Origin of the sequence: Shewanella sp. GXUN23E (assembly GCF_050865035.1) — a bacterium.
Lineage (GTDB): Bacteria > Pseudomonadota > Gammaproteobacteria > Enterobacterales > Shewanellaceae > Shewanella.
Genome location: NZ_JBOZWP010000023.1, coordinates 1 through 13154, shown reverse-complemented (window position 1 = coordinate 13154; position 13154 = coordinate 1). Strand labels below are relative to the sequence as shown.

14 protein-coding genes are annotated in these 13154 nt (G+C 54.3%); 8 read left to right on the top strand and 6 right to left on the bottom strand.

Features of this window, described 5'->3' with window-relative positions:
- Positions 1–38: 38 nt before the first annotated feature.
- The 5 genes from ACRRUX_RS16975 to nikR form a co-directional block, all read right to left on the bottom strand.
- Complete coding sequence (locus tag ACRRUX_RS16975; protein ID WP_432532501.1) at positions 39–584, bottom strand: HyaD/HybD family hydrogenase maturation endopeptidase; 546 nt, start codon at positions 582–584, stop codon at positions 39–41.
- Between the two features lie 26 nt (positions 585–610).
- The gene (gene cybH / locus ACRRUX_RS16970; RefSeq protein WP_432532499.1) at positions 611–1285 is read right to left on the bottom strand and encodes a Ni/Fe-hydrogenase, b-type cytochrome subunit; all 675 of its coding nucleotides are present in this window, start codon (positions 1283–1285) and stop codon (positions 611–613) included.
- 13 nt (positions 1286–1298) lie between these two features.
- Positions 1299–3002: a nickel-dependent hydrogenase large subunit gene (locus ACRRUX_RS16965; protein WP_432532497.1), complete on the bottom strand. Its 1704-nt coding sequence runs from the start codon at positions 3000–3002 to the stop codon at positions 1299–1301.
- A gap of 2 nt (positions 3003–3004) precedes the next feature.
- Entirely contained in the window at positions 3005–4144 is a 1140-nt protein-coding gene (hyaA, locus tag ACRRUX_RS16960) for a nickel-dependent hydrogenase small subunit (RefSeq protein WP_432532495.1), read from the bottom strand.
- Positions 4145–4382: 238 nt separating this feature from the next.
- On the bottom strand, positions 4383–4790 hold the full coding sequence (gene nikR, locus ACRRUX_RS16955; RefSeq protein ID WP_432532493.1) for a nickel-responsive transcriptional regulator NikR: 408 nt from the start codon (positions 4788–4790) through the stop codon (positions 4383–4385).
- A gap of 184 nt (positions 4791–4974) precedes the next feature.
- Between nikR and ACRRUX_RS16950 the strand changes: the two genes are divergently transcribed.
- From ACRRUX_RS16950 to ACRRUX_RS16930, 5 genes are read left to right on the top strand one after another with little or no spacing between them, the layout of a single operon-like run.
- The gene (locus tag ACRRUX_RS16950; protein WP_432532491.1) at positions 4975–6528 is read left to right on the top strand and encodes an ABC transporter substrate-binding protein; all 1554 of its coding nucleotides are present in this window, start codon (positions 4975–4977) and stop codon (positions 6526–6528) included.
- Positions 6525–7499, top strand: a complete 975-nt coding sequence (locus ACRRUX_RS16945; RefSeq protein ID WP_432532489.1) for an ABC transporter permease — start codon at positions 6525–6527, stop codon at positions 7497–7499. Before ACRRUX_RS16950 ends, ACRRUX_RS16945 begins: the two co-directional genes overlap by 4 nt.
- Positions 7499–8326 (top strand): ABC transporter permease, encoded by an 828-nt coding sequence (locus ACRRUX_RS16940; RefSeq protein ID WP_432532487.1) that lies wholly within the window; start codon positions 7499–7501, stop codon positions 8324–8326. Before ACRRUX_RS16945 ends, ACRRUX_RS16940 begins: the two co-directional genes overlap by 1 nt.
- Before the next feature lie 2 nt (positions 8327–8328).
- Positions 8329–9054 (top strand): ATP-binding cassette domain-containing protein, encoded by a 726-nt coding sequence (locus ACRRUX_RS16935; protein ID WP_432532485.1) that lies wholly within the window; start codon positions 8329–8331, stop codon positions 9052–9054.
- Positions 9038–9634, top strand: a complete 597-nt coding sequence (locus tag ACRRUX_RS16930; RefSeq protein ID WP_432532483.1) for an ATP-binding cassette domain-containing protein — start codon at positions 9038–9040, stop codon at positions 9632–9634. The genes ACRRUX_RS16935 and ACRRUX_RS16930 overlap by 17 nt, the downstream gene beginning before the upstream one ends.
- On the opposite strand, the gene trhA is transcribed toward ACRRUX_RS16930, so the two are convergent.
- On the bottom strand, positions 9609–10253 hold the full coding sequence (trhA, locus tag ACRRUX_RS16925; protein ID WP_432532599.1) for a PAQR family membrane homeostasis protein TrhA: 645 nt from the start codon (positions 10251–10253) through the stop codon (positions 9609–9611). The two genes, ACRRUX_RS16930 and trhA, sit on opposite strands and share 26 nt — an antisense overlap.
- Before the next feature lie 636 nt (positions 10254–10889).
- Here trhA and ACRRUX_RS16920 point away from each other — a divergent pair.
- The 3 genes from ACRRUX_RS16920 to ACRRUX_RS16910 all read left to right on the top strand — a co-directional run bounded on the left by ACRRUX_RS16920 (position 10890) and on the right by ACRRUX_RS16910 (position 12952).
- The gene (locus tag ACRRUX_RS16920) at positions 10890–11063 is read left to right on the top strand and encodes a hypothetical protein (RefSeq protein ID WP_432532481.1); all 174 of its coding nucleotides are present in this window, start codon (positions 10890–10892) and stop codon (positions 11061–11063) included.
- A 284-nt stretch (positions 11064–11347) separates the two neighbouring features.
- On the top strand, positions 11348–11611 hold the full coding sequence (locus ACRRUX_RS16915) for a chemotaxis protein (protein WP_432532479.1): 264 nt from the start codon (positions 11348–11350) through the stop codon (positions 11609–11611).
- Positions 11612–11614: 3 nt separating this feature from the next.
- Positions 11615–12952 carry a putative metalloprotease CJM1_0395 family protein gene (locus ACRRUX_RS16910; RefSeq protein ID WP_432532477.1) on the top strand — a complete coding sequence of 446 codons (1338 nt, stop codon included), beginning with the start codon at positions 11615–11617 and terminating at the stop codon, positions 12950–12952.
- Positions 12953–13154: the final 202 nt, after the last annotated feature.

Here is a 13154-nt window from a genome sequence, read left to right as displayed (position 1 = left end):
TCGTCCCGGCCGGGACGATGGGCGCTGCCCGATGGCGATCAGCTGCCAAGGTGGCGTTTGTAGGCGTCGGGGATCAGTTGATTGATGTCGATGTCGGCGACCTGTTCGGCAGTAAAGCCAAGCTCAGTGAGATGGTTGAGCAGCACTTTTTCCATCACAGGTACGGCGGCATTTACTTTTTCAGTCAATCCCAGATACATGGGCTCAAGCACGGTAGGCGTAACGCCGAGCACGAAGGTCTTGGGGCGATCGCCCAGCATTTCCATCATGCACAGGGTTTGCAGCATCTCGACTTCATGGGCGCTGCCCTGCCAGTCAATTTCCGGCGGTGCGTTGTCGAAATCGAAAAAGTAGACTTCACCGGGTTCAACACCATTGGCATTGACAGTATCGACAACCAGCAGATAGTCGTAGCGCGCCAGAATAGGGGTCAGGCCCTGTGCCAGGGTGCCGCCATCGAGCATATCCAACTCATGCCCGTGGTGGCTGAAACGGTATTTTTCAGAGATGTAATTGACAAAATGTACGCCGACCCCTTCGTCGGCGTACAGTACATTGCCAATACCCAAGAGTAAGATTTTCATAGGGTATTATCGTGTTTCCTTGGACATTAATGGCCGTTTTTAGGGTGGTAGTCGTAGCCGGACACGATGGCATCAACCGAGTTGTGCTTGAAGCGAATGCCCATCCACACTGCCATATAAATATGGATCAGCAGGAAGATGACAAATGCCCAGGTCACATAGTGGTGCCACAGACGAACCACTGCCAGCCCACCCATCTGCACCGTCAGCCAGGTGGCGGGTTGCCACAGCAGACCGCCCAGACCTTCATGGTACACATTGGCATAAAGCACCAATCCTGTCACACACATAAAGGCTGCTGCCAGAGTGATCCCCAAATAGGACACAAACTGCAGCGGGCCATAGACACCGGCGTGGGGGTGACGGCCAATCCAGACGTAGGATTTCAGCTGTGCCCACCAGGCTTTGGCACTGATCACATCCCGGAAAGAGCGACGTTCAATATCGCTTTTGCCGAAGAAGTACAGGTACGCCCGTACCACAGTGACTGACACCAGGATAAACCCGAAGATCAGGTGCACCATGCGGATCCAGCCCTGCACCAGCACATCACTGCTCTGGGGCATGGTCAGAAATGGCCAGCAGATATAAGCGCCTGTGATCACCAGCACCACAATGGACAGTGCCCTGAGCCAGTGAAAGACACGTATGGCCCCGGAAAAAATGTGTTCCCGGACATACAGGGTTTGTTGTTGACTCATGGAAACCTCCTGCTTACAGGCTGTTGGGATCAATCCGGAACTCGCTGATTGACTGTCCCTTGTAATCCATCACGTGGACGGAGCACGCCATACAGGGGTCGAATGAGTGAATCACCCGCACGACTTCCAGTGGCTTTTCCGGCTCAGACAATTTCAGGCCCAGCAAAGAAGCCTCATAGGGGCCAATGCGGCCGTTGCCGTCAATCGGTCCGGCGTTCCAGGTAGTGGGCACCACCGCCTGATAGTTTTCAACCAGCGCATCCTTGATGCGGATCCAGTGACTGAGCAGACCACGTGGTGCTTCAATCATGGCAAAGCCTTTGTACTCTTTGTCAGGATCGATAGTGGGCTGGATATAGGTGCTTTCATCGGAGTTGATGTTGGTCACCAGCGCATCGAATGTGCGGTTACCGTGACGCATCACCACCAGACAGTGCAGCATCCGCGCCGCAGTGCGGCCCAGGGTAGTAAACAGCGCTTCTTTGGGCAGACCTGTCTTGGCCAGGAACTCGTTGACCACGGCAACCACTTCCGGGGTGCCACGGGCATAGTTCACCAGAATCGAGGCCAATGGACCGACTTCCACAGGTTCACCGTTATAGCGTGGTGATTTTACCCAGGAGTACTTACCGGCTTCATTGACGGTAGGCAGTTTGCCATAAATGGTTTCGCGCTCGATGAAAGGCGTGTGATCAGGAATGGTGGTACCGTTCCAGGGATGCTGTGGGGCATCGGCACTGTACCAGGCGTGAGTCACGTCCTCTTCGATCAGCATTGGGTCGACATCCTGTACATCGGCCAGGTTACCGTTGCGGATAACGCCCTGTTGGAACAGATAGTTACCTTCACCCAACAGCAGCTCATTGGTCGCCATGAAGTTACGGACATTAACGCCGCCAAGCACGGTTTCCTCGTCTTTGTAGGCATCGGCCGCCATCAGAATATCCGGGTAGTAGCAGCGTTCGACGAACTCCTGCAAATTGGCCCACTTCTGTGCCCATTCCTGCAAACGGGCAGGGCTAATCATGTCTCTGACCGAAGTAATACCACCCACCACAATGGATTGTGGGTGTGGGTTTTTACCACCCCAGATGGCCATGGCTTCGGCGGCAGTGCGCTGAACTTCCAGTGCCTTGAGATAATGTGACAGACCAATCAGGTTCTGCTCAGGGGTAAATTTGTAGGTCTTGTTGCCCCAGTAAGCATTGGCGAAGGGGCCCAGTTTGCCGGACTCCACAAAGCCTTTGACCTTTTCCTGCACGGCACGCAGTTCACCTTCACCGGCCGCCATTGGCTTGTCGGAATATTTCATGGCGACCTGAGCGGCTTTGGCTGGGTCGGCACTCAGGGCGGAAACCACGTCGATCCAGTCCATACCGGCCAGCAGATAGAAATGGACGATATGGTCGTGAATGTGCAAAGAATCCAGCATCAAAGAGCGCAAATATTTGGCATTCAGCGGAACCTGAGCGCCAATGGCGTTTTCCACTGCCATGGTGCCACACAGATAGTGGGAGAAAGTACAGACGCCACAGATACGCTGAACCAGCAGGCCCACGTCGAATGGGGTACGACCCTTGAGGATAATTTCCAGTCCACGGAACAGAGTGGAAGAGGCCCAGGCCTTCTGCACCACATTCTGCTCATCCAGCTCGACCTCAATACGCAGGTGACCTTCGATGCGGGTGATAGGGTCGATTACTACACGATTACTCATACTTATTTTTCCTCATAGGTACCGGCAAACAGGCTGCCAATAGCATGGGCACCTATGCCCACTGCAGTGACGCCAAGGATTACCGCACCGACGGTATCTGCGGTGGCATCCAGACCATGGATGAGTTTGCGGCCCAGTGGTTTTTCAAAGTCGGCCATTTCGTCCCAGAAATTGGGTTCGGAGCAGCCGATACAGCCGTGTCCGGCCAGTACCGGCCAGCTGGTGTGAGAATTGAAACGCTCGGTAGGACAGTTGTTGTAGGTGTAAGGACCACGGCAACCAACCTTGTACAGGCAGAACCCTTCTTTGGCGTACTGATCGCCGAATTCTTCAACGAATTCGCCCGCATCGAAGTGACCACGGCGCTCACAGTTATCGTGAACCCGCGCCCCGTAAGCCCATTTTGGACGGTTGAACATGTCCAGTGCTGGCAGGCGGCCAAACATGATGTAGTACATCAGTGTGCCGGTGATATTGACTTCACTTGGCGGACAGCCACCTAAGTTGATCACCGGTTTGTCGATAACGGCATGGATACCTTTGGCACCGGTTGGATTGGGCGCAGCTGCCTGCACACCACCGAATGAAGAGCAGGTACCTACGGCAATAATGGCCGCGGCGCCATCAGCGGCTTTCTTGATCAGTTCAACGCCTGTGGTGGCATGGGGGCCAATGGTCAGGAACGAACCGTTATTGGCGGTTGGCACTGCGCCTTCAACGGCCAGCAGATAACGGCCACGGTAAGTTTCCATGGCGTGATCCAGGTTTTGCTCGGCCTGCATACCGGCGGCGGCCATCAGCACTTCCTGATATTCCAGCGAGATATAGTCGAAGATCAGGGTCGAGACATCCGGCGTAGTCGCCCGCAGCAGGGACTCACTGCAACCGGTACATTCAGCCAGGTTCAACCAGATTAATGGCACGCGATCGGCCAGTTCGGCAGCTTCCGCCACCAGGTTGCTGAAGGGCAGTGGCAGCGCCAGCATGGCGGCGGTGGCCGCACTCCACTTCATAAAATCACGGCGGGTAATGCCATGTTCTTCCAGTTTCTGTTGCAGGGAAACCGTTTGGCGTGCCGGCAGTTTGCGCAGCGCTTCCAATCGTTGTTTGCCCTGCTCATAGAGAGCAGCATGTGTATCCATGGGTTAACCTTTTGTTGTTTCCGATACTAAGTACAGCCAAAAACAGCATTCCACGTAAGCCAGCAAAGTCTAAAATATCCTTAACAAAATTAAGGTGATAAAGATCACGGCAAAGCGAAGATGTGTGAAGTGCGCTGTTTGATAGGCAGGTGTGAGCATGTTTGTTTGCATTTGCATCTCAAATTGGTCACGCCTGCGCAATGGTGTGCTGACGAAGAGGTAACGTTCGTGCCTCAACTCAGACTGTTCCGGTTTCTGTCAGCCGTGCCAGCTTGACTCCCTTCAGGGCGCCAAGGCTGTTCACCAAGTGTTGCAGTTGCGCAGCATGGCCTTTGAGAATGATGGTTTCCAGGCAGTGAAAATGATCGATATGAACATGAGTACTGCAAAGCACGTGAATTAATGCATCGTGTTGAATTTCAATGAGCTTTTGTGCAAGACCACGCTGATGATGGTCATATACCAGCGTCACCACACCGGTCACTTCGCTGTCTTGCTGTTGCCACTGATTACTGATAGCGCGCTCTCTGACGAGATCCCGGATATACTCGGAACGGTTGTGGTAACCGCGGTTTTGCAGATCAGAGTCAATCTCATCCAGCAGGTATTTGGGCAGTGAAACAGTGAAACGGATGGTGTCATTCATGGGTATTGGCAGAAATCACTGAAACGAATGTAAATAGAATGCGCAATTTAACCCTGTTTTATAAGGGTGATTATGTGACGTATGTCGCGTATTACTAATTTTTAATACTTAAAACAGTGAGTTGTGCATAAATGTACGGCAGTATTACGCATCTGAAATTGGTAATACTCATACAGAGGTAGCAATGAAGTGGTTAAATCCAGTGGCACTGGGTCTGATGCTTATCTGTAGCGGGGGGGAAGCACAACCCATTCCTGACACGCTTACCCTGGCGCTGGGCGCTGAACCAGAGTCCGGATTCGATCCACTGCATGGCTGGGGAAAGTACAATAACCCATTGTTTCAGTCCAGCCTCATTGCGAAAACCCCCGATTTATCGCTGGCGCCCGGTCTGGCGGCGCAGTGGCAAACGTCAGACGATGGTCTGAGCTGGCATATTACCCTCAAACCCCATCTGCAGTTTTCCGACGGCTCGGTGCTTGATGCCCGGGACGTCAAATTTACCTTCGAACGGGCGATGACTTCGGCCTCTGCCCAGGATCTCACTATGCTGGACAGCGTCAGCATGACTGACGATCTGAATCTGGTTTTTCATCTTAAACGCCCCGATATGCACTTTATTGAACCACTGACCACGCTGGGCATCGTACCCAGTGACAGTTATGGTCCAGGTTATGGGGCTCATCCGGTCGGCTCCGGCCCCTATAAATTGGTGCGCTGGGATCGGGGGCAGCAACTGCTGGCCAAACGGAATCCTTTCTATGAAGGCAAACCGGCAGCGTTTGAACAGCTGGTACTGCTGTTTGGCAATGATGACAGCCGTTTTGCTCAGCTGGCCGCCGGTCAGTTGGATATGGCATCGGTGGTGCCCAGATATGCCACTCACATTCCCGGTGGTTTTCGGCTGTGGCAGGTCGCCAGTGTCGATAACCGCGGCATAGTCTGGCCTTATATTGCGGAAGGTCAATTGGCCGGAGCCGGCAACAATGTCAGCAGTGATAAAGCCGTGCGGGAAGCGGTAAGTCTGGTGATTGATCGGGACTTGCTGGTTAAAGGTTTACTCGAAGGCTATGGCCGGCCGGCCTATTCCATTGCGGATGGACTGCCCTGGGGGATCCACATCAGTCCTGAGACAGGCAGTGCTACAGAACGCCTTGCCCGGGCCGATCGTCTGCTGACCGACAGCGGTTGGCTGATGGACGATGGGGTGCGGGTTAAGCAGACCGCTGACGGGCCGGTGCGGGCGGAAATGACACTGCTGTATGCTGCCGGGGACAGTACCCGTGAACAGCTATCGCTGGCGGTGGCGCAAATGGTGCGGCCATTGGGAATCGTGCTTAAGCCCAAAGGCGGCAGCTGGGAGCAGATCGCCAAAGTGATGCATAAAAATCCGGTATTAATGGGATTTGGCAGTCACAGCGCCAGTGAGGTGTACTTCACTCACCACAGTCGTTATGGCGGACAGGAATATTACAACTCAGGTTATTATGCCAATCCTCTGGTGGATTCTCTGCTGGATAAAGCCAGAACCGCCGACTCCTGGGAGTCGTCGTTACCGTACTGGCAGGATGCTCAACAGCAAATCGCTCAGGATGAGCCCTGGACCTGGCTGGTCAATCTGACCCACCTGTATGCGGCCCGGGCCTGTCTGGATTTGGGTAAGCCCGGCATTGAGCCCCATGGCCACGGTTGGCCGGTGTTGAACAATATTACTGACTGGCGCTGGACCTGCGAATGATAGTGAGCCTGAAAGCCACCGTGTTATCTGCGTTTCGTTTACTGATACAGCTGGTCTTGGTGTTGTTGCTGGTATGGGGATTGCTGACCCTGTCTCCCATGGACCCCCTGAATGTCTATCTGGGGGGCAATGTGTTCGGGGTGTCGGCTGAGCAGCAGGCCAATCTGGTCCGCGAGCTGGGCCTGCATATGCCTGCCGGAGAGCGGCTGTGGCAATGGCTGGTGGCCGCGGTGCACGGCGAGCTGGGTTACTCAACCCTGTTCCGCCAGCCGGTGGCTGAAGTGATAGAGCAGCGTCTGCCGTTGTCGCTGCTGCTGATGGCGCTGGCCTGGTCGGGCAGTCTGGTGCTGGGCTATCTTTTGGGGCTGGTGGCGGCGCTCAGGCAGGACTCCTGGCTGGATAAAACCATTCGCCGCTGCGCCTGGGGATTATCGGCTATTCCGCCATTCTGGCTGGGGATGTTGTTCATCAGCTTGTTTGCGGTCGCGCTGCATTGGTTGCCGGTATGCTGCGCTGCGCCGCCCGGTCTGGATTTCAGCGAACAGCCGCTGTACAGCAAGCTGACTCATCTGTTGTTGCCTGTGTTGACCCTGATGCTGGTGCATATGTCGCCGGTGATCCTGCATACCCGTGAAAAGGTGCTGGATGTGCTGGGCAGCGAGTTTGTTGCTTATGCCCGCATGCACGGCGAGAGTCGCGCCGGGATCATCAGCTTTCATGTGCTGAAAAACTCCATGGTGCCGGCGCTGGTGCTGCAGCTGGCATCGTTGGCGGAACTGTTTGGAGGCTCTGTGCTGGCCGAAACCCTGTTTGCATTTCCCGGGATGGGGCAGGCACTGGTGAACGCTGCACTGGCACAGGACACTGCGCTGTTGATGGCCGGCACCATGATCTCGGCGTTGATTATTTTCGCCGGTAATGTGCTGGCGAATCTGCTGGCCGGGGAACTGATGACCGGAGGGGAACACTGATGCTGTCGCTGTTGTTCAATCCGGGGAATCAACGCCGCCGCGCACCTGCCACCCTGATGGCATTCGGTGTGTTGTTTTCGCTTATCCTGCTGGCCTGGCTGTGGCCGTCCGGCAGCATTGAAATCAATTTGCTGGCCCGCAATCTGCCGCCTTCTCTGTCGCATCCCTTTGGCACCGACTGGCTGGGAAGGGATATGCTTGGCCGGACCATGAAGGCATTGTGGGTCAGTATCTGGATAGGCGGGACTGCGGTATTGCTCAGCGGCGTGCTGTCACTGTTGCTGGCATTTGTTGCCATGCTGCATCCTGCCTGTCGCTGGTTGGTGGATCTGCTGGTCGATGTGTTTATGTCCATCCCGCATCTGCTGTTGCTGATCCTGCTGTCGCTGGCGCTGGGAGGCAACGAGCTGGGGTTGATTGCGGCGGTGGCGCTGAGTCACTGGCCGAGACTGACCCGATTATTGAGATTTGAAATGCTGGCCATTACCCGTATGCCGTTTTACAAACTGGCGCGCCAGTTTGGTCAGCCTTATCACAGGGTGCTGACCCGTCACCTGTTGCCATTTGTATTGCCGCAGTGGCTGGTGGGCACCTTGTTGCTGTTGCCCCATGCTCTGGTACATATGGCCGGTCTGACGTTTCTCGGATTCGGTCTGGATCCGTTGACGCCATCCATTGGCGGGCTGTTGTCACAGTCCAGCAATTACCTGCTGTCCGGACAATGGTGGCTGGGGTTGTTCCCGGGAATGAGTTTAATTTTGTTGGTGCTGTTGCTGTCCTGGCTTGCCGGCAAGGCGAGTCAGACCGTCAGAAATGGAGGTGAATAAGGGTGGCTGAACACTTAATCAAAACCTTTGGCGGACTGCTGGTGGATTCGCTCAGCGTCAGCAGTCCTGCGGGCGAGATGTTGATTTCACCTTTAAGTTTTGTGCTGCAACCCGGTGAACTGGTGGGCCTTATCGGCGCCAGTGGCAGCGGTAAATCGGTACTGGGTAATGCGCTGCTTGGTGCTGTGCCCCGGGGATATCGGTTGGGTGGCAAGGTGCATGTATCCGGCAACGGCATTGCGCTGGCGCCCCAGTCGGGCGCGGCGCTGGACCCTTTGCGTACCGTGCTGCAGCACCTGAAACGGCGCTTGGGCAGCGGCCAGAGTCTGCAACAGGCTGAGCAGGTCATCAGCCATATGGGCAAACTGTATCCCCATGAGTTGTCCGGTGGCATGACCAAACGGGCGTTACTGGCACAGGCCTGTGTGCAGGGACGGGACTTTCTGGTGGCCGATGAGCCCTGCTGCGGTCTTGACCCAAGCGCCAGTATTGAGCTGTACCAGATGCTTCGGCAGCAGGCTGATAAAGGGATCGGCGTACTGGTGATCAGTCATAACCTGAGAAAACTGTGCAGGGTCGCCGACAGGCTGCTGGTACTGGACAACGGCTGTCTGGTGGAAACGCTCACCCCGGAGCAACTGCAGCGGGGACAGGGCAGTCATTACAGCAGTGCGTTGTGGCAGGCGCTGCCGGAACATTGGGAGCGGGCGCATGCTGAGGTTGCATAAGGTTGTCGTCAAACGGGGGCGAAGCCGTATAGTGTTGCCTGATCTTGAACTCAGAGGCGGCGATATCTGCGGACTCAGAGGTCCCAGTGGTGTAGGGAAGTCCACGCTGGCATCTGTGCTTGCCGGTATGACCTGCGTGGCATCCGGCGAGGTCATGACAGCAAAGCAGAGCAAAGGCGGTAACAACCCGGTGCAATGGGTGATCCAACAGGGCGAGCTGGCGTTCAATCCGCGCCTGACACTGGCTGAAAGTCTTGATGAAGCCTGGCATGGAAGGGAGATGGGCGAGCTGGTGAGCCAGCTGGAAATCGAACCTGGCTGGTTGAGCCGTCGCCCCGGTACACTGTCCGGTGGACAGTTACAGCGAATCAACCTGCTGCGTGCTCTGAATCCGGATACCCGTTATGTCCTGTGTGACGAAGTGACGGCTCAGCTGGATGTATTGACCCAACAGAAAATCTGGCGCTCGCTGCAGGGTATTGCCCGCGAGCGTAATCTTGGCATGCTGGTGATCTCCCACGATGAACATCTGTTGACCCAGGTGTGTCAGCGGATTATCCATTGGCCGGCAGCACAGTAAGATAGATACACAGCCAGTGGCTGAAGGCGCCCATCAGGACGAACAAGTGCCAGATAGCGTGGTTGAAAGGGATGGCTTTCACCACATAAAAGATCACCCCGACGCTGTAGAACAGGCCGCCAGCCAGCAGCAGGTCGAATCCGGACGATGTCAGATTGGCTGTGAGCTGTGACATGACCGTCACGCATAACCATCCCATCAGCAGATAGATCGCGACACTGAGCCCTTTGAATCTGTGCAGGAACATCACCTTGAACACGATCCCGGCGAGCGCCAGTATCCAGATAGCGGCCAGCACCATATCAGCCTGCACGGTTTGCAGGCTGATCAACATCAGCGGCGTATAGGTGCCAGCAATCAGCAGATAAATCGCACAGTGATCCGCCAGTTTGAGTCGGGATTTCCATCGCGGCAGATGAATGCTGTGGTATAAAGTCGAGCACAGAAACAGCAGAATGATACTGGCGTTATACAGGATTACACCTAACATCTGTACGCTTGTCAGTGTATCCCGGCCTTTGATAATACAGGCCGCCAACCCGGCTATACCCAGCAGTACACCAAGTCCATGACTGATGGCGTTGGCCCATTCTTCGTTTTTGGAATAGTTGGATAACATGGTGTTTTTATTGTTATTGACCTTGGCGTGATAAAGGGCGTCGCCTGACATATCCAAGTCCCTGAAGGCTGCAAATGAGGCCAGTGTAACAGTATGCACTTTGGGGCTCAATCACTTGGCGAACACGTGTACACTTTTTTGTTTTGGGTTAAGGCAGGCCTGTGGCTGCGGAACTTTCCTGTCGCTATGCTACTTAAACTGTCGGTTACCGTGATGTGCACTGATTGACACAAACAGGGATGGACATACTATGAAAGGACGCAGGACTGAAGGCAATAAAGCCTGATGGCCTTTTTCTCTGGTGTGATGCGCTCGATTGCCGCATTGTGCCCCCGTCTCCCGTCTCCTGACGCTGATATCGCATTTCCCCCTGTCGCTGTGCTTGCCGGTGCACCTGTCCCGGTCGATTTTGGCGGCTTAACGCCGAACCTGCCAACCTGAGGCGTCACCCGGTGACCGTTAACCGGGGCATATCCCGGTTGATATCTACTTAATAATATTGACAGAGCAACTGCATCGGCCTTTGTTTGGCGTGCAGACGTTACGAAACCAGCAGAACCGTGCCATCCGGGGGGGGCTTAGCGCGGTGCCAATGAGCATACCGCCGCACGCAGCCTGAACGAAATGGATGGTGAGATGGATATACTCGCGGGCGGCGGTGAGTTTGATGTCACCAGGGTTGCCATACTGGAACATCAATTTGACCTCAATCGAATTGTCCGGATTGTCGATACCTGCTGTCGGGTGGTAAACCCGGCGACCTGCACAACACTTATCCTAAACTGCCCGGCTATCCGATTTTTGTGGTGAAGATGAGGTCAAACAGGCTATCGACGCCAATATTGACGGGCATTTTCGCTGAATGAACACGCTGCCACCGACAACTGAACCATGATTTCCCCCCCGGAAGAAGGGACGGGAAGGTATTTCTGTGTGGCGTAACCTGTTGGGTGTGGCTGTCAGCGCTTTCATTACCACAGGGTTTAACATTGTACGTTTGATAACCAATAGATCTGTAAAAACCCATAAGCAACCTGTATCTTCAGCTGGGTGTGGACGATACTTAGGACAGTGACACATCACAGGAGAGTGTTATGCAGATTAATTCAGCTATGTCTTCCGGATTAGCCGGCATTCAGAGTGCCCAGTCAGGGATAACCCAGGCAACAACCGATGTCGCCAAGCCTGATGCCAATAAACAGGCTGTCGAAGCAGGTAAAGAGTCGCAGCGGGCGGAGCAGGATAATACCCAGGCATTGGTGGCTGCCAAAGCGGCTGAAAATCAGGGTGAAGCTTCTGCTAAGGTCGTCGAAGAAGCCTCGGAAACCTTAGGTACTCTGATCGATATCAAGGTGTGATGTATGACTGACGTATCCTTAATCCCGGCGGTCAAGGGATACGCAGGGGCTATTACGTCGGTTAATCGGGCAGGCAGCGCATCGCGCTCCGTAAGCCCAGTTTCATCTGTCACGCCTGCGTCAGGTTCGTCATCTGCCACTTCGACGACATCAGCCGGGGTGTCGGGGTCTTCTGATGTTGCTGTCATGCAGGGCAGCTATCGATTGGGTGCGGGTGCATCAAGTATTTCAGGGATCCGAGCCGGGCAAATTGCCAAATCCTCTGCCAGTCAACAAAGCTATGTGCCAGCGGGCGTCCGGTTGTCATCGCAAACCGATATCAGTGGGCAATTCTCTCCGTCGTTGGCATCCCAAAGTATTGATGATGTCAGCATCCATTATTTGCCTCTGGGTCAATCATCCGGGATGGCAAATCCATCGCTGTCTGATTTGATATCGTCTCCCGCCGGAATGGCAGGAGACAGTTCATCACATTCAGATGAGTTGAATACCGCATTTAACGACAAAACCGCTGACCGTCAGCAGCAAAGGGCAATTGCTCCTGAGGTCCGGGATGACAGCGCGGCGCAAGCCGGACAGGCCGCAGCGGTACCGCTACAGAAGGCTGAACCGAAGGAAGAGGACAAGGCTTCCGAAGAAAGCAATCATTCGGTTATCGACATGGGCGTCGCTGAGCAGGAGTTGGTGCAGTTGCAACAAAGGCATATGGAGGTCACGTCCCATGAACAGGCTCATGTGACTGTCGGTGGGCATTATGCGCAAAGTCCAAGCTATCGCTATGAAACCGGCAGTGACGGTAAAAAATACGCCGTCGATGGTGAAGTGCAGATTGATATTTCCGAGGTGCCTGATGATCCTCAGGCGACCCTGATTAAAATGCAAAAGGTTTACGCTGCGGCGATGGCACCGGTTGACCCTTCAATTGCAGACATTCGGGTAGCAACCGAGGCGTTGAAAAAAATCAATGTCGCCAAACAGCAATTGGCTCAGGAGCGTCAGCAGGCCATTGCTGATCTGGATACCCAGCAGACTCTGGCAGAGGCTGCTCAACTGATTGAAGGTACAGCTAAATTTGAACCTCAGTCAGCTCAGATAGGCAACCAGCTTGATGAGCAGGGAAATATAACCAGAACTCAGACAACCGATACTGCGGTGACGATTGCGCCGCCGGATGCGATTAACTCCGGCAGTAATGATTCGGCTGCAGATTCTACCGCCGGCGGCGTTGCAGCACCTGTAGCGACGTTGCAGTCCGGGTCAAAAGAATGGTCTGAGCTGGTGACTATGGCGATTGAAAAACGTTATGGGATAAAACGGCCCAAACATCTGGATCTCGTCTGAAAATCCGCCGCTGTTCAATGCAGTAATTCAACTCTGCCTCTCAAAGTGCAAGTCCAGTAGATCAGGTTTATTTTTTAATTAATGATTTTAAATCAACGAATTAAATCAACTTGTTATACCAATTTCATTTAATAGTTGATCTGTTTCAGCGGGCGTTCAATGCGCTTGAGACAAGGTCATTAACCGCTCCTGCGTTAATGAC

What these genes read in the sequence shown, in the direction of transcription:
- trhA (WP_432532599.1), bottom strand. Translation starts at nt 10,253, where the DNA reads ATGTTATCCAACTATTCCAAAAACGAAGAATGGGCCAACGCCATCAGT.
- ACRRUX_RS16950 (WP_432532491.1), top strand. Translation starts at nt 4,975, where the DNA reads ATGAAGTGGTTAAATCCAGTGGCACTGGGTCTGATGCTTATCTGTAGC.
- hyaA (WP_432532495.1), bottom strand. Translation starts at nt 4,144, where the DNA reads ATGGATACACATGCTGCTCTCTATGAGCAGGGCAAACAACGATTGGAA.
- ACRRUX_RS16965 (WP_432532497.1), bottom strand. Translation starts at nt 3,002, where the DNA reads ATGAGTAATCGTGTAGTAATCGACCCTATCACCCGCATCGAAGGTCAC.
- ACRRUX_RS16920 (WP_432532481.1), top strand. Translation starts at nt 10,890, where the DNA reads ATGGATATACTCGCGGGCGGCGGTGAGTTTGATGTCACCAGGGTTGCC.
- ACRRUX_RS16940 (WP_432532487.1), top strand. Translation starts at nt 7,499, where the DNA reads ATGCTGTCGCTGTTGTTCAATCCGGGGAATCAACGCCGCCGCGCACCT.
- ACRRUX_RS16930 (WP_432532483.1), top strand. Translation starts at nt 9,038, where the DNA reads ATGCTGAGGTTGCATAAGGTTGTCGTCAAACGGGGGCGAAGCCGTATA.
- nikR (WP_432532493.1), bottom strand. Translation starts at nt 4,790, where the DNA reads ATGAATGACACCATCCGTTTCACTGTTTCACTGCCCAAATACCTGCTG.
- ACRRUX_RS16945 (WP_432532489.1), top strand. Translation starts at nt 6,525, where the DNA reads ATGATAGTGAGCCTGAAAGCCACCGTGTTATCTGCGTTTCGTTTACTG.
- cybH (WP_432532499.1), bottom strand. Translation starts at nt 1,285, where the DNA reads ATGAGTCAACAACAAACCCTGTATGTCCGGGAACACATTTTTTCCGGG.
- ACRRUX_RS16915 (WP_432532479.1), top strand. Translation starts at nt 11,348, where the DNA reads ATGCAGATTAATTCAGCTATGTCTTCCGGATTAGCCGGCATTCAGAGT.
- ACRRUX_RS16975 (WP_432532501.1), bottom strand. Translation starts at nt 584, where the DNA reads ATGAAAATCTTACTCTTGGGTATTGGCAATGTACTGTACGCCGACGAA.
- ACRRUX_RS16910 (WP_432532477.1), top strand. Translation starts at nt 11,615, where the DNA reads ATGACTGACGTATCCTTAATCCCGGCGGTCAAGGGATACGCAGGGGCT.